The organism is Bartonella sp. P12B, from assembly GCF_055796185.1.
In genome coordinates, this window is sequence record NZ_JBTTDI010000015.1 from 1 (window position 1) to 25385 (window position 25385).

At 36.1% G+C, this 25385-nt stretch carries 7 protein-coding genes and 3 pseudogenes; 6 read left to right on the forward strand and 4 right to left on the reverse strand.

Annotation, left to right across the window (positions count from 1 at the left end; translation table 11 throughout):
* Together AC0QT1_RS07370 and AC0QT1_RS07375 are read right to left on the reverse strand one after the other, a co-directional pair.
* Positions 1-244, reverse strand: a 244-nt coding sequence (locus AC0QT1_RS07370) for a hypothetical protein (RefSeq protein WP_473201994.1), incomplete at its 3' end; no start/stop codon positions are given.
* A 47-nt stretch (positions 245-291) separates the two neighbouring features.
* Positions 292-781, reverse strand: a pseudogene (locus AC0QT1_RS07375) (hypothetical protein).
* 456 nt (positions 782-1237) lie between these two features.
* Here AC0QT1_RS07375 and AC0QT1_RS07380 point away from each other — a divergent pair.
* The 3 genes and pseudogenes from AC0QT1_RS07380 to AC0QT1_RS07390 all read left to right on the forward strand — a co-directional run.
* Positions 1238-1423 (forward strand): annotated as a pseudogene (locus AC0QT1_RS07380) (hypothetical protein); the annotation flags it as partial.
* Positions 1424-1498: 75 nt separating this feature from the next.
* Positions 1499-1927: a type II toxin-antitoxin system HicB family antitoxin gene (locus tag AC0QT1_RS07385; protein WP_473201163.1), complete on the forward strand. Its 429-nt coding sequence runs from the start codon at positions 1499-1501 to the stop codon at positions 1925-1927.
* Positions 1928-2462: 535 nt separating this feature from the next.
* On the forward strand, positions 2463-3674 hold the full coding sequence (locus AC0QT1_RS07390) for an MFS transporter (RefSeq protein ID WP_473201162.1): 1212 nt from the start codon (positions 2463-2465) through the stop codon (positions 3672-3674).
* A gap of 313 nt (positions 3675-3987) precedes the next feature.
* On the opposite strand, the gene AC0QT1_RS07395 is transcribed toward AC0QT1_RS07390, so the two are convergent.
* Positions 3988-4257 (reverse strand): hypothetical protein, encoded by a 270-nt coding sequence (locus AC0QT1_RS07395; protein ID WP_473201161.1) that lies wholly within the window; start codon positions 4255-4257, stop codon positions 3988-3990.
* A 1145-nt stretch (positions 4258-5402) separates the two neighbouring features.
* Here AC0QT1_RS07395 and AC0QT1_RS07400 point away from each other — a divergent pair.
* Positions 5403-5803, forward strand: a pseudogene (locus tag AC0QT1_RS07400) (helix-turn-helix domain-containing protein); the annotation flags it as partial.
* 179 nt (positions 5804-5982) lie between these two features.
* Here AC0QT1_RS07400 and rimL read toward each other — a convergent pair.
* Positions 5983-7758 (reverse strand): 50S ribosomal protein L7/L12-serine acetyltransferase, encoded by a 1776-nt coding sequence (gene rimL / locus AC0QT1_RS07405; RefSeq protein ID WP_473201995.1) that lies wholly within the window; start codon positions 7756-7758, stop codon positions 5983-5985.
* A gap of 823 nt (positions 7759-8581) precedes the next feature.
* Between rimL and AC0QT1_RS07410 the strand changes: the two genes are divergently transcribed.
* Positions 8582-13390, forward strand: a complete 4809-nt coding sequence (locus tag AC0QT1_RS07410) for a Vomp family autotransporter (protein ID WP_473201996.1) — start codon at positions 8582-8584, stop codon at positions 13388-13390.
* Positions 13391-15005: 1615 nt separating this feature from the next.
* A partial coding sequence (locus tag AC0QT1_RS07415) for a hypothetical protein (RefSeq protein ID WP_473201997.1) occupies positions 15006-25385 on the forward strand: 10380 nt, incomplete at its 3' end.

Sequence of the window (25385 nt, forward strand, 5' to 3'; positions counted from 1 at the left end):
CACGCTTAACTGGGCCTTCATCCATTGGATTTATTGCATTTTTTGTTGGTTGATCGATATTTACGATTATAATGGATTCAAGTGGAAAAGACTTGGTTTCAGAAACTAAAAAAGGACCGTCGTAGATATGCTTAAAGTCATAAAAATCAGTTTTTATAAAACCATTAATTTTTTTCAGATGGACATCAAGCATATCAAGGAGAACCTTAGGATTTCTATCAAATTGAGGTGTTGATCTGTTCACTGAATGCTCCTGTATAGATAACGAAAACTCTATCAAAGTCAAAAACTTTACTTTGTATTATTAGTGGAAGCTTGGAGCGTATAAACAGAGATATTGATTAAACTGCGTGTACGCAACATAAGGAAAATTACACAGACTAAAAAATAGCACCAAAGTACAGTGTCCAATGAAAAAGAAAAATGCGGTTCTATGTACTTAGAAATGAAAGGCAAAGAGACCTTTTCTTTATAACTATTTGGAAGAATTAAAATGACAAGCGCTAAAGTTATGAGCTTTAAGAGTTTGTGCATATATTGTTGTAAATCACGCGTTAACCTCTGCCAAGCTGTTGTATTGCCGTGTTTATATTTTGGGTTATTCTGCAACTCAGAAGGAATATGAGAATTGCATAAAATTGCAAAAATGGTTGTTACTATTACCAAAGCAACAGACGCGAATGTTAAAATACCTTGGATAAAGTCAAGATTTCTTTTAATTCCTGAAAAATATAAAAATTATAACGCCAAACAAGGCTCTTAACTGCTTATCTGTAAACATATCTATTTTCTCTAGAAAATTATGAACTAAAATCTTACACAACACACCAAACATTACACTTGCGTTATAATAACACATTACGGGTTATAGTTACAAACGAAATAATGATAACATATTGAATCTACAATATGAATCCCATTTTTTATTTTTTAATTGTTTATTTCTCAAATTAAAGCCGCGTCGTTATATGACACGGCTTTTTTTGTCATAAAAAGGCGTCCCCCGCGCCGTTATTTATACTGTTGTAAAAATAATTTCATCAGAGATAACAAGTTCTCTGTTGTCATAAACTTTTCTATCACCACTAATCTCAGTACAGTCAATTTTTCTTCTGCTCGTTTTTCAAAAAATATTCTCTAAATAAAAGAGCTTGCATCAAACTTTTTTGTTCGATTTATTGTTGGCTATCGAACTTTTATGTGCGACAGTCATTTTATGAATTGAAGAGGAGGGCAAATGAAACGAGAAGCACTGCTTAGAGAATTACGTAAAGAAGCTAGAAAAAGAGGCATTCATTACAGTGAAGCTCCTGATGCAGGAAAAGGATCGCATTATTGGGTAACTTTTGGAGACAAAACAACCGTTGTAAAATCTGGTGAATTGACGCCACTTTATGTGAAAATAATAAAAAACAGTTGGGGGTATGAAACTTCAATTCAAACGGTTTCATTACTTTTCGTTTCAAATCCATTTCAGTAATGATAAGGAGACTTAAATATGGAATATACCTATCAAGCAAAGCTGGAATCTGATGCAGATGGTGGTTTTGTCGTGACTTTTCCAGATGTACCTGAAGCAATAACAGCTGGAGAAAATCGAGCAGAGGCATTAGAAAATGCTGTTGAAGCGTTGGGACTAGCGTTACGTAGCTATCCTATGCGTGGTTTATCTTTACCTACACCACAGCAGTATAAAGGTCTTGTAGCAGTAACGGTAGACGCATGGAATGCTCTCAAACTAGCAGTAGTAGAAGCCTTTAATAATGCTAATATCACAAAAACAGAATTGGCTAATCGTCTTGGCAAGAAAGAAACAGAAGCGCGTCGCATTCTTGATCTAAACTATCCAACTAAGCTTCAAACATTGGAGCAAGCACTAGCTGTGCTAGGTAAACAGGTTGTGATTATAATCAAAGATGCAGCTTAAGATCATCCTCCCCTCTCTCTCCGCCATTTTAAATGAAGTCAATAGGTTATACATAAATGTAGTTTTGCGGCGAATTTTGTATAATTTATCACGAACTTTCTTACCAATTCATTTTTTTCAAGGATTTAAAAGTTTTCTCTTGTTGTCAAAATCTAATTTTACAAATAACGAATTTAATAAAATGATATATAAAAGCAATAAACTATCACGTACTCTTATCTAATCCGACCTTTTTCCATTGAGTTCAAAACTTAATATTACATTACAGCAAAACAGCAAACATTTTTGTGTTTTTTATCGTTTTGAAAGCAAGGCTTTTACGTTTCGCATCTGTGGTATATTCAATGCTAGCTTCAATCTAGCGCTAAAAGCACGTTCATGTGTAAAGTGTAATATCTGCATTTTTACAACGTATTTATGATAAAACAAAAAATTTAAAAGCATCAAAATGAGAAATTTTGCGTTCTCATATTTTTAATGAGCTAAAACATAAAACGATGGAGTGGACAATGATATGTTTACGAGGGGCTAATTGATGTTAACTTCCAATTTGAAAGAACGTGTTGCCTTATTTGAAAATAGAAATTTTCTCTATTTTACGTTGAGCGGTTTATTTTCTGCATTTGGAAGTGGGTTAGATTATATCGCATTGTCATGGCTTGCCTACAGTCAGACAAACTCAATTCGTGGTGTAGTGTTGATGATGTTTTTTCTGTGGATGCCTAGCATTATTTTTTCGCCTGTTTTTGGCGTGTTGGCAGATAAATACAATCGTAAAATGCAGATTATCATTTCAAATTTTGGTAGAGCGTTGGCGATTATGGGATGGGTGATATTTTGGCAGTTTGGTCTAAAAATTGAATTGATATTCTTATCTGCTTTTTTGGGTATTTTTATCTCTTTTTATATGCCATCAGCTGTTCCTTTGATCCAAAGTATCGTTCCGAAAGAACAATTGCTCAATGCAAATGCAACAATTGATATGGTTTATGAACTTGGCACTATCGTAGGGATGGGATTAAGTGGATTTATACTCGCCTATGCAGGAACAAAAGGAACACTTCTGATAGGCAGCATATTTTTTATTCTTGCCGGTTTATTTAATTTTGCTATGAAGGTACCTAAAAACCGAAGATCTAAAAGTCAAAACCAGCAAAATTGGTGGGAAAATTATACATCATCACTTCGTTATTTTAAGCAGAATCCAGTTCTTATGATGCCATATATAAGCCAGATGATCATTATGACTCTTTTAATGACCATCCCTGTTGTTCTGATTCCTTATACACAAGAGGTTTTGAATGCGGGGAGCAAGATTTTTGCGACATTAGAAGCGTTTTATTCAATAGGCGCATTTATTGGTGCGCTTTGTTCGCCACTTTTTTGTAAAGTTTTATCCATAAGAAAAACAATAGTTCTTTTATTAGCCGTTATGGCTATTGGGCTTGTTATATTGTCTGTTAATATACATACTTTCATTGTTTTTCCTGTTTATTTTATGATTGGATTTGGACTTTCGAGTTGGGCTCTTTCAATTTCTTTATCACAACTCTACTGTGATCCTGAATATCAGGGAAGATTACAGGCAAGTTTTAATGGTATCTCTGGATGTTTTATTCTTGGATTCTATCTATTTATGGCAAGAGATCCCGAGGAATTTTCATCTCAGTTTATATATTTTCTTCAAAGTATCATTGCGATTTCTGGAATGTTCATTGTGCTTTTTTACAAAAATGAGAAACAATAATTTGCATTTAAATGCTGTAAGATCTACGTCATTCTATAAACATGTATGGTATTCTACAGAATGTATTGTTTTAAAGGATAGATGAGTGAATATTAAGATTAGAGTTTTTAACGAATAAAACATAAATCTTATGTGTTATAAAAGATTAGGCTCTTTTGATGAATTAATAAAAAATGTTGATACACTCTTTGATTAACTTCGCTTTCGTGAAAGGTTAGCAATATATGGTACATTGGAATTTCTGAAAAGTTTTTTATTACATATTTAAGCAAAGCAATGAGACAATCTCTTATCAGAGAGGAGCTAGGTTGGGTTATTTGCATTCTTCAAAATCCATATGAATAGCTGTATTTGTATCCTCTTTGTTGGAAAGAGGCGTTCTGCGGCGGTGTAAGGTTTGTACGATTTCCTTTTTCAAAACCGCATCTGCTTCGCTTAAACGATGAATACTCAGTTCCAATTCAAGAGATAATGCCAAATCCACACATAATTTAAGTTGTTCTCCAATGTCAAAACCGCGTTGATAATCATCATAAAGACCAACAAGCGTATCGGATAATTCTTTATCGCATAAAGGGGTCATGTCAATGTCTCCACATCACGGTTTTTCATGCAGTTTGAATAAATGCTACTTTATTATCATCATTAAGGGTTTATATATCAATATCATAGTTTTATAAATTTGGTGCAAAACATTAATTTTTAAGCCAATGTCTGTGAGAAATTTTATTTTTCCAAGATTTTCAATTTCCCAATTGTGTATGCATATTGCAATATCTTTACTATAAGGTCTACGATATTTAAAACGCATTATTGCTAAACGGCTTTTAATTTGTGTGTAAGATGGATTGTTTTGATGGTAAAATGCCCTGAAATTTCATCATAGTCAATCAAATCAAAACCATTGTTATTGATATAAATAAAATGGCGTAGTTGCTTGATTGATTAGTTTCTGCGCCTGAGAAGTATACTACTTTTTATTTGTTTTCGTTTATTACCAATGATGTGGATTGAGATAGCTTGTAAACATTTAGCCTCTGGATTAATGATCTCATTTTTTGCAGAATGGCCATTTATTTTACCCATTTTGTATTGAGTTTTAGACATTGATAAACTTTTTATCGTTATGTAAAAAACTATGGTCAATACGTTTAACATGCATATTCTGTGGTTTAAGCAGTGATAGCATACAGTATAGAATGAACAATAGAAACTGTATGAAGTTTCTTACTGCATTGAGAATGTAGGAATGACATTTAGGATAGCGACCAACAAAAATCTATGTAATAGTCAACCTAACAAAAGCGATAGTGGCACGTTCAGTTTTTTCATTGGTTCGTATCCAAAATGTTTTTGATACTGAATAAAGGTATTTGATAAACTTTTATGAGTTATGCTAAGGTTATATTCCTATGGTGTCGCTTAAAAAAAGACTATGGCGATTGCATGTTTAGGGGGGCATGATTTTTGTGCCTGCTTAAATGGATATAGCAACATCTGCTTTATGTGGAGGTGTGGGGTAACCGGCTTATCTTAATGAGCGATAATGATAGATATAAATCAAGATAATTTTTGAATAAATAACTATATTGATTGAGAAAACTCTTTTGTACGATCAAAAATAGGATCTAAAATCGAGGTGGAAAAATTCTGTTGTGGAGTGTGCCGTCTCTATGTTTTCACGAATGCCGAACAGCTTCGTATAAGTAGCTTGTTCCATAAGAGCTTTATGAAACTGGTATAGGAGAACTTACAGCTTTTGTTCTCTACAAATATCAAGAAATCTATTGTGTTTCATTAGATTGGCTTGTAACTGGCTATGGTGAAATGTTTACAGATATGACAAGGGTGAAAGCGATGGGTTTTAAGCCGCAAGTCATTTCTGCTAGGCTTATGAAAACGCTTTGATATTTAATTTATACGAACTATCGCGATTCAAACACAACATTTTCTTCTAAAGATGTAGCAGAATTAGCAGCCGTGCTTTATGGGAAGTTGCAAGAGCTTATTCAAAACATCAAAACTATGGAAGAAGTTAAAGCAACTTTATATCGCGTTTAAAATTGCATTTAAAACATCAAATTGAAACTGAAAAAGCACAATCAGTAACTACAAAAGATCCTGATTAATAGTCTTCTAAAATGAAAACCTTTTTTATCTTGTAGCACTAAGCACAAAACTTAAAATCAAACGACATGTTTTGATCCACTTAATTTATTTTTATTTATTGTGCATTTATGATAGTTTTTGAATGTGGAAAAAGAGCTGTACAACATACAAAGTAATTCACATAGTTGCTACGTATGTGTTAGTTATCAGATGAAATCCAGCTATAAATATTCTGATCGTGAAAAACACCATTTAAATATTCGGCTTGTTTAAGTGTTCCTTCACACTCAAAGCCGCAACGCTTGGCAACAGCATTGCTCTTCTGGTTAGTAGCAGCACATTTTATGACAAATCGTTTGAGAAGATGATGTGAAGAGTAATGCTTGACAAGAGCTTTTACTGCTTTTGTAATAATACCATTACCTTGCGCTTTTCTATCAAGCCAGTATCCAATATATCCGGTTTTATTTTCATAATCTATGTTATTGAAAGAAAGTAAACCCACAGGATTTTCTTTAAACAAAATAACATAGGTTTTTTCTTTGTCCTTTTGATGTGCGAGAAAACAGGAGTCAAGAAAATTGGCTGTATCATTTTCATGGTTAACAAAACGTGGCCATGCCATAAATTTGCTGAAATACTCTCTGTTGCAATGAATGATTTCATAGAGAGCGGGGGCAAATTTTCTTGATGGTGTTGTGAGCTGGATATCATCGTCTACATAAAAATTTTCTTTTCTGTGCAGCAAATCTTTGGAGAGAGCGGACAAAATGGAGGAGGGCATCCTAGCGGTGAGTACACCTCCTTTTAGCCAGACATAGATTGGTAGTCTTTTGCATAACCATTCGTTAGCAGTTTGCATATCATAAAAACGACAGCTTCTTATTAAAAAATGCTGATCTTCTGTTAAACCATGGTTTCCTTGTAAACACAGAGAGTTATTTTCATAACAGATAAATCTTGTTAGAATTTGTTTATCATCACTTGGATTTTTATTCAGATCATCCAACAATGTGAGCGAGTGAAGTCTATTCTGTAGTGAGGGGATCTGCTTGATGTTTAGATTAGTCTGTAGAATTTGGATACCATCATGGAGCTTATAGTCAAAAGTCTTTCCTACGGCATAACTATTTTTTTCGTTCAAGGAGCAGCTTGGTTTAAAAATAAACTTCCATTTTTCAAGCAGATCTGGATCATAACTTTTCAGCACATCATGAATGCTACAAAATAGGGTTTCTGGATTGAAGACTCCATGTTCTAGGGTCGATGCAATACAATCAGCAAGGAAATTGTTATTTATATAAAGAGATCCTGATGGTGGCATGTATTCGACGAGAAAAGAAAGCCAATCACTTAAGGATTTCAAGCTTATTGCAGAATGTTCTAAGTTGGAGCCGATGTGAAGATAGAAGCCTTTCAGATAAAGATGTTCAGATTTGTATAACAAAGGAAAAATATCTCTGATGTATTCTTCTTTAGTGACCCCAAACCAAGAGCCTTTATCCTTTAGGTAAGAATGAGAGAGTTTAATACTAACGCCATAGCGCTCACCTTTTCTCGCAGCCAATGTCATAAGTTTATGAAATTCGTTTACGCTCTCTATATGAATGAGAGCATTTTTTTCTAATGCAAGAGATAAATCTTCAGTTGTTTTGAAGAAGCTATCTAAAATGATACGATCATTAGGAAATCCTGTTGCTGAGGCGAGTTTGAATTCATCAGCAGAGCAAACTTCTACGCTCAATCCTTTCTCTGCCAACAATCTACAAAAAATTCCAAGTGAACAGGATTGAAGAGAAATAATAATGCTAGCATTAGCAAAGTATTCTTTGCTGGCTAATATGATTTTTTCCATTTGCTCTAAAGCATTGTCGGCATCGAAAAGAAAAAAGGGAAGATCAATGTGCTCTAGACGATTGATAATTTCTTTTGCAGTTTGACTGATATATTTTGAAATTATTTTTTTCGTCATCATTAAAAGACTCCCCCTGACAGCTACGTGCTGTATTCAGTTATTCACCAATAGATAAAAACCACTTGTACAATATCTCATACGTAATAATTGTCTATGAAATAGATAAATACATCACTCCTTCTGATAGAGACAAAGCGGGTTGTTTCTAGAATATGCCTCAAGAAATCTCATTCAGAAAAGTACAGGCATCTAAATATTCTAAAATTGTATAGCCTTCCATAAGCAGAATTTATACCTCTTCCCTATATTCTAATCGTTTCACTTTCAAAAGGCGCAATATTTTTGCATGGATTTTAGCTTTTTAAAGCAAACTCAAGAGTTGTCTTTGGTAGAAAAGATAGGGGAGTATAGAATTCCATGTGTTTCCTATGAATTTTATGAAATTATACCGTGTTCTGTTCTTTGTATTAAAATGGATTTCCCCAATCTTAGTAAATTTAATTTTTTCAAATCAATAAAAATTATTGAATTGTACTCTTGCCATTTTGTTTGTGCGCTTTATCTGAAAAGTAAATTGCTCTTTAATAAGAGATCCTTTTTACGAAAGCAGATTATACTATTTCTTGATGGAGGTTATACCATAGTTTGCAAATAGAGTGCCTATTTTGGGTTTGAATTCCTTTTTTCGGGGGTATCCAATTTTATCTTTTAAAAGGTTTTAAGACAACGCTGAGAGAGCTCTGAGCGTTGAGGTGATGTCTTTTGTTTTTTTAATTTTTCTATTGCGCAAAGGTGATTTTGTGAAGTGTTTTTTTTTGCCTGTTGTGGCGGAGCTAAACTTTGTTTTGGCATTTAAAGTATTCTCTATATTGAGGGGTTTGTTATGAGAAAATATTCAACACCAAATTTGGTTAAAGCTGTTTCATTAGGAGCGGCAATAGTTTCATTGTTATCAAGTGTTTCTCCTGTTTTTGCTGCGAATCTTGCGATAACAGGACAGAATAATTTGAGTACGAATGGTGCCATGGTGTCTTACCAATACGGTAGTCATGGCAGTATTGTCTTTGCTGGTGATGATGATTATTGTGGTGCGGATAGTGTTGTTGGTCGTGGTGGCAAACAACAGCAGACAATAAAAGAATCTCAGCGAAGAACAGCACAGGAACAATATGAGAGATTTGTTGGTGAGAAACAATTTGGAGGTCGTAGTCCTTATGGTACGACCACTGAACGGGTTACTTGGGAAGGTGATAGTTGGACAACCCCAATTGGTGGTTATATGGGACTGTTGACGGGTGGTGTTTCTAATGCTCTTCCTGAAGCTTATGGTATTTATTCTTTTGCGACCGGTTGTGGATCTGCTGCGACGGGGAATTATTCAACAGCATTTGGTGCAGGCGCGACAGCAAAGGCTGGAGGGGCGCAAGCCTTTGGTGTTTCTGCGCTTGCAAGTGGTATAGCAAGTGTTGCTATGGGTGTTGATTCAGAGGCATCAGGGAAATCTGCAGTTGCTGTTGGAGGGCTTGCAACTGCATTAGGTGAAAATAGTGTTTCTTTAGGAAATAGGGCGAGGGCAGAAAAGAATTACGCGATTGCTATAGGCTCAGAGGCTGAAGCTCGAGCTTCAGGTTCTATTGCGATAGGAAGCAGACGCTCTGACAGAACTGAAGGAGTTGATCCTGAAAGGAAAGTAATAGCGAAGGCTGAAAATGCAATTGCTATAGGTACGCATACCTATGCTGAAACACAAGATTCTGTTGCTATTGGTGTAAATGCACAAGTATTGGTTGATGATGGTGTTGCGGTAGGTGGGGGATCTATCTCTAATAGAAATAAGGGTGTTGCTGGTTATGACCCTAGTTCAGGTAAGGCCTCGACAGATGACAATATAGCATGGAAAAGCACCACAGGCGCTTTCAGTGTTGGAGAAGTTGGTCTTGCGGCTAATGGTACAAAGGGTACACTAACACGCCAAATTACAGGAGTTGCAGCGGGAAGTGATGATACTGATGCAGTAAATGTTGCACAGCTGAAGGCTATGAGGGATGTCATTGCAGGGGGAGGAGAAGGTTGGAAAATTTCTGTTAATGATGGAGATTCTGCAGCTGTTAATGGAGGCAATACAGTCGATTTTTCAGTGAAAAATAACAACGGAGTAGGGAAAGACAACTTAAAGATTGAAAGGGAAAGTAGCGAGAATAAGCATAACCTCAAATTTACCTTGAGTGATACTCTTAAGTTGTCGAAAGTTACTACAGGGCAAAGCTCTATGAGTGATGATGGTTTAATGATTGGGAATGGGGCAATGGTGACTGTTGATGGTTTTCTATTTAATAATGGAGGACCAAGTATGACTATTAATGGTATTGATGCTGGTAATCAAAAGATCACAAAAGTGAAAGAAGGAACTACAGATCTTGATGCAGTGAATTTTAAACAGCTGCAAGAGGTGAAAAAATCAATATCAAAGGCAAGAAGTTGGAAGCTTTCTGTTGAAAATGATAATGCTAAAGATGTTCCTCCTGGTAGTATAATCAATCTTGTTTCCGGTGAGAGAATAAACGAGTTTGACCCTAGCGTAAAAACAAAAAATATAAGTATTAAACGAAATGATAATAAAGTCGAATTTGACCTAACTGATCATATTAAAGTGAAAAGTGTCGCGGCGGGAAAAGGCGTTATGAATAATGGCTTTCGTTTTGCTGAAGGGAAGGGGCCATCGATGGAGATTAGCGGTATTAACGCTGGTAATATGCAGATTCAAGGAGTTGCAGATGGGGAGGAAGATTTTGATGCAGTGAATTTTAAACAGTTAAAAGAGGTAAAGAAATCAATATCAAAAGCAGGAGGCTGGAAGCTTTCTATTAATGATGATGATGCTCAAGATGTTTCCCCTGGTAGTATAGTCAATCTTGTTTCCCGTGAAAGAATAAATGAGTTTGTCCCTAATATAAAAACAAAGAATATAAGTATTAAACGAAATGATGATAAAGTCGAATTTGACCTAGCTGATAATATTGAAGTGAAAAGTGTCTGGGCGGGAAGAAGCATTGTGAAAAATGGCTTTCGTTTTTCTGAGGAGGGGACGCCATCGATGGAGATTTGGGGTATTAACGCTGGTAATATGCAGATTCGAGGAGTTGCAGATGGGAAGATGGATTCCGATGCAGTGAATGTCGCACAGCTGAAAGCTATGAGGGATGTCATTGTAGGAGGAGGAGGCTGGAAGATTTCTGTTAACGATAAAGATTCTGCAGCTGTTAAGGGAAACGATACAGTAGATTTTTCAGTGAAAAATGACAACGGAGTAGGAAAAGACAACTTAAAGATTGAAAAGGAAAATGGAGAGAATAAGCATAATATCAAATTTGCTTTAAATGATGCTCTTGAATTGACAAGTGTTACTACAGGACAAAGCTCTATGAGTGCTGATGGCTTTATAATTCGGAATGGGCCAATGATCACTATTAATGGTATTAATGCTGGTAATAAAAAGATCACAGGAGTTGCAGCGGGAAGTGAAGATAATGATGCAGTGAATTTTGCACAGCTGAATAAGGTAAAAGACTTAATATCTGGAGCAGGAGGTTGGAAGCTTTCTGTTAATGGTGGAGATGTTACGGATGTTGAGTCTGGCAGCACAGTACATTTTGTAGGTATTAATGCAGAGGAGGATAATGACGAAAGTAAAAATATAAAAATTACTAAAGGCGATAACAACACTGTAGAATTTGCTTTGAATGACATTATAAGAGTTAAACGTGTAATAGCAGGCAAATCGAATGTAAGCGATAATGGTTTTGTAATTACTGGTGGTCCTAATATGACGACTGGTGGTATTTATGCTGGTAATAAGAAGATTGTAGGAGTAGCAGCGGGAACTAATGATACTGATGCAGTGAATTATGCACAGTTGCAAGATATAAAATATGAAATAGAAGAAAATAATCTTGTTAAATGGCATGAAAGTGACGAGCTTATCTCTATTGGTGCTGAAAAACTTGGTACCACAATCGATATTACAAACGTTAAAGGCGGAGAACGAATTATTTCCGGTGTTGCGATTGGGAAAGTCAGCTCTGATTCAACAGAAGCAATAAATGGTCAACAGCTATTCCAGCTTTCTGATAATATATCAAACTATTTTGGAGGTAGTACCGATGTACTTGCCGGTATAGAGCCAACCTTTGTTATTCAGAACAAGCCATATTATAATGTTACGGATGCTTTCACTGGTGTAAATGTTTCCATTAAGAATATTGATGATAAGATTATTGAAATGAAAGCAAATAATCTTGTGCAGCAAGAAGGTATATCAGGTATTATCACCATTGGTGCGAAAACGGCTGGTACTGAAATCAACATTGCAGGACATGACAAGCTAGCACGCAAGATTTCTGGTGTGCAAGCAGCAGAGAAGGGTGATGAAGCTGTTAACAAAGACCAGCTTGATAAAAGCATAGGAAAGATTTCTGAAGATGCATTACTTTGGAGTGAAGATCAGCAGGCGTTCGTTGCAATTCACAAAAAAGACGGAAAGAAGACAAATAGCAAGCTTAAATTTCTTTTGGATGGAGATATTGCTGAGGATTCAACCGATGCTATCACAGGTCATCAGCTCTACGCCATGAGCAACCAATTGGCTGCTTATTTCGGTGGTGGTGCTAAATATGAGAATGGAAAATGGACCGCTCCTAATTTCAAGATTTCTCAAATCGATGCTAATGGCACTGTTAAAGAGCAGACACATCATAATGTTGCAGATGCTTTTGGTGATATTAATAGCGGTATGGTTAACATAAACAACCGGATTGATAATGTCATAAACAAAGTCGATTCCGATGCTTTAAAGTGGAATGATTTGAAGGGGGCCTATGATGCTAACCATGATGGAAAGCCAAGTAAAATTATCAATGTAGCTGATGGTAATATTGCACAAGGCTCGAAAGATGCGGTCAATGGCGGACAACTTTGGGAAACCAATGAGCGTATTAACGGTGTTGAAAAAGATATTAAGCATATCGAAAACAGAGTTGATAATATTTCCACTACGGTTACAAATATTGGTGAAACGGTTGTCAAGATTGAAGATAAGGTTGATCATATTGATAATAAGGTTAACGATCTTGTGGATGGGGTTGTTCTCTATGACAGAGATGAAAATGGCAAAAAAATCAACAAAGTTACTCTGAAAGGTGTCGACGAAAGTGAGCCTGTTACGATTGATAATGTTGCTGATGGTCGCATTGAGAAAGGTTCAAAAGAAGCAGTAAATGGTGGACAGTTGCGTGATTACACTGAACAACAGATGAAAATCATTCTTGATCAATCAAAGCACTATACAGATCAACGGGTAAATAATATTGTTGTCGATGCTATTGATGATGCTGTTGAACGCGCAAACAATTACACCAACATGAAGTTTGAGGCTTTAAACTATAGCATTGAAAATGTACGTAAAGAGGCAAAACAAGCAGCAGCTATTGGGTTGGCAGTGTCTAATTTACGGTACAATGATATGCCTGGAAAATTAAGTGTCGCATTTGGTAGTGGTTTATGGCGTAGTCAATCTGCCTTTGCTTTTGGTGCTGGTTATACATCTGAAAAAGGAAACATTCGTTCTAATTTATCAGTAACGAGTTCAGGTGGGCATTGGGGTGTAGGTGCAGGATTTAACATGACACTGAACTGATAGAAAATTTTCTTAAATTTGCTCCCTGCCTCTGCTTAATTAAAGCAGGGGCATTTTAGTAGAAAGCTTTAACAAAACGCCTTCGGTGAGGGTAAGCATCTTCCTAGAAAAATAATCAACAGACGCAAAAATTATACGAATTTCGAAGAGATTAAAGCTAAAAACTATGTGCTATAAAGTATTAAATTTGAAGTATAAACTTCACAGAAGCATCTTGCAAAATATTGAATGATACTTTTTATTAGCAAAGCCAAGAAAGTTTGTTTGTTGCTATTTTATACTATTCTTTAGCTAACATACCACTATAACAAGAATCATTATAGTAAAAGAGAAGCCAATTTATTTTTCAAAAGATCATACAATTCCTGAAGATATTTTCATTCTTTTGATTTAGACGTTAAGTTAAAGTAATATGAATCTTTTTGAAGGACAATCCTATTAACATATATTGCGAATCCACGTTCTTTTTTAAAAAAGGTCGCCTTAGTCTCATAAAATAAGAAAACGGTGAATACATGAGTTTTCGCTTTAAAAATTTCTAACAGACCAACTTTTTTCAAACTAAATATTTTCTCAAATACACAAACTGAGTCTTAATTTTAAAAATTATAAATCCTATCTTTGATAAGAGCATTTAAATATGTCTTTATCAGTCTCTCTTTAGGAGTTGGTTATCATTTTAAAGTGATCACTTTTTTTAATTTTAGCATTCCAATTTATTTGTAGGCTCGGGAGAGTTATAGGGTTTATGTGCATGATTTGATAGAGTGCTGAATCGATACTGCAAACAAAATATTTTAATGAAAACTCCACAACGCCTAATCTTGTTAGGAAAGTTTGTAAGTTTTATAGATAAAAAATTATTTACACATAAACCCACATAGCATTTAACGAGGCTGCAAATTTTAAGGTCTCATAGAAATATTATATGTTTTGTTGAAAAAATAACACACCACAATTTATAATAATACCTTTGTTAAGAAGAAATTCACTTTTTTCTTGCTATTCTATTTCAGACTTTATAGATGTACAAAAAGTGTATTAGTTAAGACTCATTTTGTTTAAAAAATATCTTTTGAAAGAGCGAAAGGTAGCAAAGCGGGGTGGATGTTATGAATTTAAAGAGAAGTAGTATCAAGAAATTACAATGTGATTTCATCATTACTCTTAAAAAGACAAAATCATTACTAAACGGAAAAAAATCCTCAGAAAACCAAAGCTCCCTTGAAGATTACTTAATTACCATTAAGAGACTACACAATTTTAGCGAAAGACAATTTACTAGTAAATGAAAACCATCAAACATATCGCTTTAAATGTCCAACGAATAAATTGACTGACTTAAGCAAAAAACGTTTAAAATACACTAAGTTAAAACCCCTAATTTAAACACTGATTGAATCTAAATGTGTCATTTACAACACTCATTAATACACCTCTTAATTCTTCACATTTAGACCTGATTATAAAAAGCACATACAAAACACAGCAAAAGAATCAAAATGTCACCAATTCAAAAAACATTACCATTAAATCATAAACCTAATCATTTTTCGGTATTTAACGCGGAAATATGTCTTTTTTATGTTTTAATTTTTTCATTGGAGAATTTATTATGAAAAAATTTTATACCACACGAGCCGCGAGTAATTTAAATTATTCTCGTTTTTCTGATCAGCGACCTTTTGTTAAGGGGCTTTCGTTGGCTGTCATGGTTGTATTTTTATCGAATATTTTCTCAGTAAGAGCTGGTGTGACAGGGAATTCTGTAGATGTAGAGCCTACGAGCGTTCAAGAAACAGCATTAGATAATACTCCAACAACATCGCGTATTGGTGTGACTGCAAGTCATGTTAGTGAGGCAGAGCCATCCTTAAGTTTTTCTATGCCTGCAACTGAGCAAGTATCAGCATTAGAGAGTGATCCAGCAGCGTTAAGAGTAGATGTGTCAGCAGACACTGAATCTTTAGAAGCAAATAATGTTAAGAGAAGAACACGCTTAAGAAGTTTCTCTCTACCTGAAGCTTTGCTAGTTTCGGCATTGGAGGGTAATTCAACAGCAATCAATGTAGATGATGTGTCGGAAGATACTAAAGCCCTAGGAGCGGGTGCTCTTAATAGAAGTTTCTCTATGCCTGAAATAAACCAACCAATGGCAAGAGGCTTTAAACCCTTTAGTGCAAGGGCGCCTTACATCGCAAGAGGTGGCTTGCCATTAGGTGAAGGAGCAAAAGCTCGAGCATCAGGAAGTATTGCAATAGGGCAGGACACTTACCACAATAATTCATCTTCTGACTACTGGGTAGGTCCAGTAGCGGAGGGAGAAATGTCAATAGCTATAGGGATATCGGCAACGTCATTAACGACTGGGGCAATGGCTATAGGTGGAGGTGCTGAAGTGAAGGAAAAAGATGCTGAAATGGCTGTAGCTATAGGTTATGATACAGTTGTGAGTGTTGCGAAGGGTATTGCTTTGGGTGCAAATACTAATGCTATAACTGCAAGTGGCATTGTAGGTTATAATCCTAAGACAGGGGTAGCTTCAACATTAGATGATGTTACATGGAAATCGACATATGGTGTAATGAGTATTGGTGTGTTTAGTGATAATAAGCCCGTTGAAACACGGCAGCTTGTAGGTCTTGCTGCTGGAACTGAAGATACCGATGCGGTGAATGTTGCACAATTAAAAGAATTGCGAGAAATGGTCGTAGGAGGTTGGAAGTTCACGATTGACGGTGAAAATGCTACCGACGTTAGTTTAAACTCAGAAAATGCGATAGATTTTTCTGCAGGAAGTAGCAATTTGAAAATTGCAACAGGTGACAATAAACTTTCAAGAGCCGCTGAGGGCAATAAGGTAATATTTGATTTATCGGAAGATCTTACGCTCCACAGCGTAAAATTGGGGGCAAGTATTTTAGATGCAACAGGTCTCATAGTTGCTGATGGTCCAAAGATAACGAAGGACGGCATCTCAGCGGGGAGTCACAAGATAACAGAAGTTGCACAGGGAACTGCAGATACCGATGCAGTGAATTTTGAACAGTTGAAGACAACTGAAACAAAGATCGAACAACAAGTAGCATCCAATAGTTTTGTAAAACAAGATGACAATGCGAAGCACATCACTATTGGTAAGGACACTGACGGCGATAAAATTGATATTGCCAACAACGAGGGGCAAAAACGCACACTTACTGGTATAAAAGATGGTGCACTTTTAGAAGATTCAAATGAGGCAGTAACAGGTTCACAGCTTTATTCACTGGGCAATGAAGTTGCAAAATTTCTTGGTGGTAATGCTAAGTATGAGAATGGTAAATGGACTGCTCCAAAGTTTACGGTTAAGACTGTCAATGAGGATGGCACTAAAGTTGAAGAGCAGAGTTATAGCAGTGTAGCGGAAGCGTTTACTGGTGTGGGTAGTTCTTTTACGAATGTTAACAAAAAAATTACTGATGTAAAAAATTCTGTCACGAATATTAAGAATGAAGTTACAGAACAAGTTAAGGATGTGATTACCAAAGTTGAAGGTGATAGCCTTGTAAAACAAGATGCTGATACCCAGCATATCACGATTGGTAAAGGCACTGGTGGTGATAAGATTGATGTTGCCAATAATGATACAGAAAAGCGTACACTTACTGGTTTGAAGGAAGGAAATCTTTCAGCAGATTCCAGTGAAGCGGTAACAGGTTCACAACTTTTTGCAACCAATAATAATGTAACATCTCTTGATGATAATATCTCGAAATATTTGGGTGGTGAAGCTAATGTTCTCAAAGGTAAAGCACCAACCTATAAGATTGGGAACACATCATATAGTGATGTTGGATCTGCATTTGCAGGTATAGACAGTTCGTTTACAGAGGTTAAGAATGAAATTACTAAGGTAGAGAATTCTGTCACGAATATTAAAACTGAAGTTACAGAACAGGTTAATAATGTGGTTACCACAGTTGAAGGTGATAGTCTTGTTAAGTGGGAAGAAGATGGGCAACTCATAAAGATTGGTGCAGAAAAGCACGGTAATATAATCACTATTGCTGATAAGGAAGGTAAGGATAGAAAACTTTCTAATGTGCAAGCTGGAGATTTATCTAAAGATTCAACAGATGCAGTCAACGGTTCACAGCTTTTTGTAACCAATAAGAATGTAACATCTCTTGATAGTAGTATATCGGAATATTTGGGAGGTGGAGCTAATGTTCTTGAAGGCAAGCAGCCAACTTACACTGTCCAGAGTCAAACATATCATAATGTTGCCAATGCTTTTGAAGGTATAGATAGTTCTTTTACGGAGGTTGACAAAAAAATTACTGACGTAACAAACTCTGTCACGAATATTAAAACTGAAGTTACAGAAAAAATTAATAATGTGATTACCAAAGTTGAAGGTGATAGTTTTGTTAAACAAGATTCTGATACTCAGCATATTACTATTGGTAAGGATACTGGTGGTGATAAAATTGATATTACCAACAAGGAAGGACAAAAACGTACATTTACTGGTTTGAAGGAAGGAAACCTTTCAGCAGATTCCAGTGAAGCGGTAACAGGTTCACAACTTTTTGCAACCAATAAGAATGCAAAATCTCTTGATGATAATATCTCGAAATATTTGGGTGGTGGAGCTGAAGTGCTTCAAGGAAAAGAACCAACCTATAAGATTGGGAACACATCATATAATAATGTTGCTTCTGCATTTTCAGGTATAGACAGTTCTTTTACTGAGGTTAACAATAAAATTACTGATGTAAAAAATTCTGTCACGAATATTAAAACTGAAGTTACAGAACAGGTTAGTAATGTGATTACCAAAGTTGAAGGTGATAGTCTTGTTAAGTGGGAAGAAGAAGGGCAACGAATAAAGATTGGTGCAGAAAAGCATGGTAATATAATCACTATTGCTGATAAGGAAGGTAAGGATAGAAAACTTTCTAATGTGCAAGCTGGAGATTTATCTAAAGATTCAACAGATGCAGTCAACGGTTCACAGCTTTTTGTAACCAACAATGATGTAACAAAAAATACGAATAACATTATAGAAGCAAATACTAAGATTACACAGAACGCTACTGATATAACAAAAGCAAACAGTAATATATTTTCTCTTGATAAGAATATCTCGGAATATTTAGGTGGTGGAGCAAATGTGCTTGGAAGCAAAAAGCCAACCTATAATTTATCTTCTATTGCAGACGATGGTACAATAAACAACAGCGCTTCATTTAATGATGTTGGTTCAGCTTTTGAGGGTCTTGATACGAATATCAAGAATGTAAACACGCATGTAGAAAAAGTAGCTAAGGACGTTCAAACGCAAATTACACAAGCGGTTCAAAATATTAATACAACAATTACCAATGTTACAGAAAACAACCTTGTACAGCATGATAATGAAACAGGTAATATCACCATTGGTGCGAAAGAAAATGGCACTATAATTCATGTGGTTAATAATAAAGGAGAGACACGTACTATTACAGGCGTGCGTGGTGGTGATCTCTCAGCAAATTCAAATGAGGCAGTAACAGGTTCACAGCTTTTTGCAACGAACACTAATGTAACCCAAAATACCACTGATATTAAAAAAGCAACTGATAAGGTTACGAAGAATTATACTGATATAACATTATTAAATAGTAACATATCGAAATATTTGGGAAGTGAAGTAAATGCACTTTCTAACAAAGCACCGACCTATATTATCCAAGAACAAAAATATAATGATGTAGCATCTGCATTTACCGGTGTGGATAGTTCTTTTACAAAGATTAATAATGACATTACCGATGTAAGAAATGACATAAAAAATTCTGTCACGGAGATTCATAACGAGATAGCTCAAAAGGTTGATCAAAATGCTCTATTATGGGACGATAAAGCACAGGCCTTTGTAGCTCGTCATGAAAAGAAGAAAGAAGAAAAAAGTAAAGCTATAGCGACACAAGAAAATAGCAAAATTACCTTTCTTTTAGCTGGAGATATTTCTAAAGATTCAACTGATGCAGTAACAGGTTCACAGCTTTATTCCGTGAGTAATATGCTTGCAACTTATTTAGGGGGCGGAGCTGGTTATAATGATGATGGCAAATGGAGTGCACCAACATTTAAAATTAAGACATTTAAGGATGATGGTAGCCCTGAGGAGAAGAGTTATGACAATGTAGCCGATGCTTTGAGTGGAGTTAGTAATTCTGTTACAAATATTAAACAAGAGATCACCAACCAGGTTAATAATGAGATTAGCACTGTGAAAGGTGACAGTCTTGTTAAGAAAGATAAAGAAACGAATCTCATTAACATTGGGAAAGAAGTAGAAGGTAACGAAATCAATATTGCAAACAAAAGTGGTAATGAGCGTATTCTTACTGGTATAAAGAAAGGGGGGCTATCAGCAAACTCAAATGAAGCAGTTAACGGTTCTCAACTTTATTCTACGGATCAGAAGGTAAATACAGCAGCCACGAAGATAGCCGAGTTCTTTGGAGGTGGAGCTAAATATGAGAATGGTCAATGGACAGCTCCAACTTTTACGGTAAAAACCCTCAAAGGTGATGGCCCAGAATTTGAAGAGAAGACTTATAACAATGTAGGGGAAGCATTGGCTGATGTTGGCACTTCTATCACGAATGTTAAAAAGGAAATTACCAATCAGATTAATAATGAGATTACCAAAGTTGAAGGTGATAGTCTTGTTAAACAAAATTCTGATACGAAGCATATCACGATTGGTGCGCAAACGGATGGTGATAAAATTGATATTGCCAACAAGGTGGCGCAAAAGCGCACACTCACTGGTTTGAAGAAAGGAGACCTTTCAGAAGATTCTAATGAAGCGGTAACAGGTTCTCAGCTTTTTGAGACGAATAAGCATATTGCTACTTACTTAGGTGGTGGTGCCGGATATATGAATGGCGAATGGAAAAAACCTGATTTTAAGGTTAAGATAGTCAAAGAAGATGGCAACGTTTCTGATGAGACCTATAATGATGTAGCATCTGCCTTTTCCGGTGTAGGTAGTTCTTTCACGAACGTTAATAATAAAATCACGAATATTAAAAATGATATTACCAAAGAGATTAGCCAAGTAGTCAGTGATAGCGTTGTTAAGTGGGATGAGACGACAAAGTCTATTACCATTGGTAAAGAGAAAGACGGCACAGTAATCAATATTCAAAACAAGAATAAAGTGAATCGAGCCATTTCCGGTGTAGGAGGTGGAGTAATCTCTAAAGATTCAAACGAGGCGGTGAATGGTTCTCAGCTTTATTCTTTAAACGAGCAGCTTGCGACTTATTTTGGGGGCGGGTCTGGTTATAATGGAGAAGGGCACTGGACAGCTCCTAAATTTACGCTTGAGAGCTTCAAAGAAGATGGCAACGTTGCTAATGTGACCTATGATAATGTAGCAGCTGCTTTTTCCGGTGTAGGTAGTTCTTTTACGAATGTTAACAATAAAATTACAGATGTAAAAAATTCAGTCACAAATATTCATAATGAGATTGCTCAAAAAGTTGATCAAAATGCTTTGTCATGGAGTGAAGAAAAACAGGCTTTTGTTGCAACGCATGGCAAAACAGAAAGCAAAACAAATAGCAAGCTTACATCTCTTCAGAATGGTGACATTTCTGCAAACTCAACGGATGCTATTACAGGTGGTCAGCTTTTTTCTACGGACCAGAAGGTAAATACAGCAGTCACGGAGATAGCCAAGTCTTTAGGTGGTGGCGCTGGATATAAAGATGGCAAATGGACTACTCCAACCTTTAAACTCAAAACTTCTAAGGATGATGGTAGCTCTGAAGAAAACGCTTACGATACTATAGCAGGAGCATTTGAAGGCATAGGTACTTTTATCACGAATGTTCAGAATAAATTTACTGAACAAGTTAAGAATGTGGTTGAAAATATTAATACACAGATCACTAACGTTACAGAAAACAACCTTATTCAGCATGATACAAAAACAGGTAATATTACTATTGGTTTGAAAGAGAATGGCACTGAAATCAGCCTTTTGAATAAGGAAGGCAAGAGTCGAACGATTGCTGGTGTTAAGGCGGCGGTAAAAGGCGATGAAGCCGTTAATAAAACACAGCTTGATGACGGCTTAAAGGGTCTTTCTGATGCTCTTCAATCTGAAGATTCAGCGGTTGTTCACTATGATAAAGGTGATAAAAATGGGACTGTTAATTATGCGAGTGTAACGTTTGGTGGTAAAGATAAAACCCCTGTTGCTTTGCATAATGTTGCTGATGGTGTGCTTTCTTCAAAATCACATGATGCGATTAATGGTGGTCAAATTAATAAAATCAACGAGGATGTTGCTCAATTTTTGGGTGGTAGCACATCCTTTAAAGATGGCGTTTTTAAAGGACCAACTTATAATTTGTCGAGTGTTGATGACAAAGGTGAGATCACAGCTAAGACTTTTTCTGATGTTGGCTTAGCTTTTACAGGTCTTGATACAAATATCAAAAATGTCAATAAACGTATTAAAGAAGTTTCTCAAAGTGTTGCGCAAGATTCTTTATCTTGGAGCAATTCTGATCATGCCTTTGTTGCAATGCATGGGGAAGAAAAAACAAAGAGCAAGATTACGCATCTTTCCGATGGCAATATTGCGTCTGACTCTGCGGATGCAGTTACAGGTGGTCAGCTTTATTCTATGAGTGATGCATTTGCCAAATCTTTAGGTGGTGGCGCTGGATATAAAGATGGCAAATGGATTACTCCAACCTTTAAACTCAAAACTTCTAAGGATGATGGTAATTCTGAAGAGAAGATTTACAATACTGTAGCAGAAGCATTTGAAGGCATAGATACTTCTATCAAGAATGTTCAAAATAAATTTACTGAACAAGTTAAGAATGCGATTAGCAAAGTTGAAGGTGAAAGTCTTATTAAGTTGGATGAAGATAATCAAATAATAAAGATTGGTGCAGAAAAACACGGTAATATAATCACTCTTGCTGATAAGGATAGTAAGGATCGCACTCTCTCTGGTGTAAAGAACGCAGAGAAGTCCAATGAAGCGGTTAATAAAGCGCAGCTTGATGAAGGTGTGACGAAACTTTCTGATAAAATTGAAGATGTACGTTCTGTAGCAGTTTTCTACGATACAGAAGAAGTTTCAGAAAATGCCCGTGCATTTACGAGATCAGCTCGTAAGGCTAAGCAAACCAGTGTAACTTTTGGAAATCCAAAGGAAAGTGCTGTTTCGTTGCGGAATGTTGGAAATGGTAAACTTACAACAGACTCAACAGAAGCCATTAATGGATCACAGCTTTATTCATTAGGTGATAAAACTGCTACATATTTTGGTGGTAATGCGACATTTAAAGATGGTGCCTTAACAGTTCCAACTTATAAGATTTCTAATATTACCGAAAAGGGTGATCTGGAACAGACTAATTATAATGATGTTGGAGCTGCCTTTGCAGGTCTTGATACGAGTGTCAAAAATGTGAACACTCATTTGATGAATGAGATCAAAAAATTTGATGGAAAAATAGCGGATATTTCTCAAGAAGTTAAAGACGATGCTTTATGGTGGAGTAAGGATAAACAGGCTTTTGTTGCCGAGCATGGAGAAGATAAAAATAACAGCAAGCTTACATCTCTTCAAAATGGGGAAATTTCTAAAACCTCAACTGATGCTGTGGCGGGTAATCAACTTTATTCTGTGAGTAATACACTTGCAACTTATTTAGGTGGTAATGCTAGCTATGAAAATGGCAAATGGACCGCCCCTAAATTTACAGTTCAGACGGTCAATAAGGATGGCAATGTTTCTGATGCGACCTATGATGATGTGGCTTCTGCATTTGCTGGTGTTGGTACCTCTTTTACGAATGTTAAAAATGAGATCACAAAACAGATTAGTAATGAAATTTCCAATGTGAAAGAAGACAGCCTTATTAAGAAAGAAGCTGATACAAATCGGATCACTATTGGTAAAGAAGTAGAAGGTAGTGAAATCGATATAGCCAACAAAGATGGTACGGATCGGACTCTTTCTGGTGTGAAAACCGCGACAGAAAATAATGAAGCTGTTAACAAGGGGCAGCTTGATAAGGGTTTAAAAGATCTTTCTATCAGTCTTCAGTCTGATGAATCAGCTGTAGTTCATTACGATAAAAAAGATGACAAAAATGGAACCATTAATTACACGAGTGTGACTTTCGGCGGTAAAGACAAGACTCCTGTAGGTCTTCACAATGTTGCAGATGGTGCAATTTCTTCAAAATCATACGATGCGATCAATGGTTCTCAGCTTTATTCATTAGGTGTTGAGGTTGCAAAATCTTTCGGCGGTGATGCTAGCTATGAAAATGGCAAATGGATTGCTCCAAGTTTCAAGGTTAAGAAATTTGATTCTGATGGCAGTACAAAAGATGAAAGCTATGCAAGTGTAACGGCTGCTTTTGAAGGTGTTAATAATTCTTTTTCGGATCTTCATAAAGAGATTAAAAATGAAATTACCAATGTGAAAAGTAATAGTCTTGTTAAGTGGAATGAAGAGCAGAAACTGATCAAGATTGGTGGTGAAAAAGAGGGTGCAGCAATCACTATTGTTGATAAGGATAGTAAAGATAGAATACTTTCCGGTGTGAAGACGGCAGAGAATGATAATGATGCTGTTAATAAGGGGCAGCTTGATGAAAACGTTACTAAACTTTCTAAAGATATTGAAGATGTCCGTTCTGTAGCAGTTTTTTACGATACAGAGGAAATCAGTGCACTTATGAGTTCAGCATCCCGTAAAGTTAATAAGAACAGTGTAACTTTTGGAGATCCTAGCAAGAGTACTGTTTCTTTACATAATGTTGGCAATGGTAAGATTGCCGAGGATTCTCATGATGCGATCAATGGTTCTCAGCTTTATTCATTAGAAACCGAGGTTGCAAAATCTTTCGGCGGTGGTGCTAGCTATGAAAATGGAAGTTGGAAAGCACCAAGTTTTGCAGTTAAGAAATTTGATACAGAAGGTACAGAGACTGAAGAGAAATATGATACTGTAGCAGCAGCTTTTGCAGAGATGGGTAATTCTATCACGAATATCCACAATGAAGTTAAAAAGGAGATTAGCAAAGTAGTAGAAGATAGCCTTGTTCAGCAAAAGAAAGAAGGCGATCCTATTACCATTGGTAAGGAAACAGATGGCACTATAATTAATCTTCAAAATAAGAATAATGAGAATAGAACTATTTCCGGTGTGATAGGTGGAACAATTTCTAAAAATTCAATTGAGGCGATCAATGGTTCTCAGCTTTATGCATTGGGCACTGGAATTGCAAAATCTTTCGGTGGTGGTGCTAGCTATGAAAATGGCACATGGACTGCTCCAACATTTACATTTAAGACTGTTAATGAGGATGGTTCGAAAGTTGAAGATACGGTCTATCATGATGTAGCGGATGCTTTTGCTGGTGTTGGTACTTCTTTTGAGAAACTTCAAAAAGAGTTTACTCAAAGCAATACGGCGGTTACTGAAAATATTAAGCAGAATGCCTTGTTGTGGAGTGATGAAGATAAAGCGTTTGTAGCGCAGCATGGTGATAATGGTGCAAAGAGCAATAGTAAGATTATGTTTCTTTCCAATGGTAACATTGCAGAAGGTTCAACGGATGCAGTAAATGGTTCACAGCTTTTTGAAACAAATAAGAATATTGCGACTTATTTAGGTGGTAATGCTCAGTATAGTAATGGACAATGGACCGCTCCGACATTTACGGTTAAGCAATTTGATTCTGAAGGCAGCGTTACCGATGAGACTTATAATGATGTAGCAACGGCCTTAGCAGGTGTTGGTAGTTCTTTTGCGATTGTTAAAGATTCATTTACAAATATTAAAAGTGAGATTGAAAAAGAAATTACCACTGTTCAAGGTGATGCGTTATTGTGGAGTGCTGAAGAGAATGCTTTTGTAGCGCTTCATGGCAAAGGGGACACAAGAAGCAAAAGCAAACTGAAGTCCCTTTTA

Excerpts from the sequence above, each read along its gene's own strand:
- AC0QT1_RS07385 (WP_473201163.1), top strand. The coding sequence starts at position 1,499 with ATGGAATATACCTATCAAGCAAAGCTGGAATCTGATGCAGATGGTGGT.
- AC0QT1_RS07390 (WP_473201162.1), top strand. The coding sequence starts at position 2,463 with ATGTTAACTTCCAATTTGAAAGAACGTGTTGCCTTATTTGAAAATAGA.
- AC0QT1_RS07395 (WP_473201161.1), bottom strand. The coding sequence starts at position 4,257 with ATGACCCCTTTATGCGATAAAGAATTATCCGATACGCTTGTTGGTCTT.
- rimL (WP_473201995.1), bottom strand. The coding sequence starts at position 7,758 with ATGATGACGAAAAAAATAATTTCAAAATATATCAGTCAAACTGCAAAA.
- AC0QT1_RS07410 (WP_473201996.1), top strand. The coding sequence starts at position 8,582 with ATGAGAAAATATTCAACACCAAATTTGGTTAAAGCTGTTTCATTAGGA.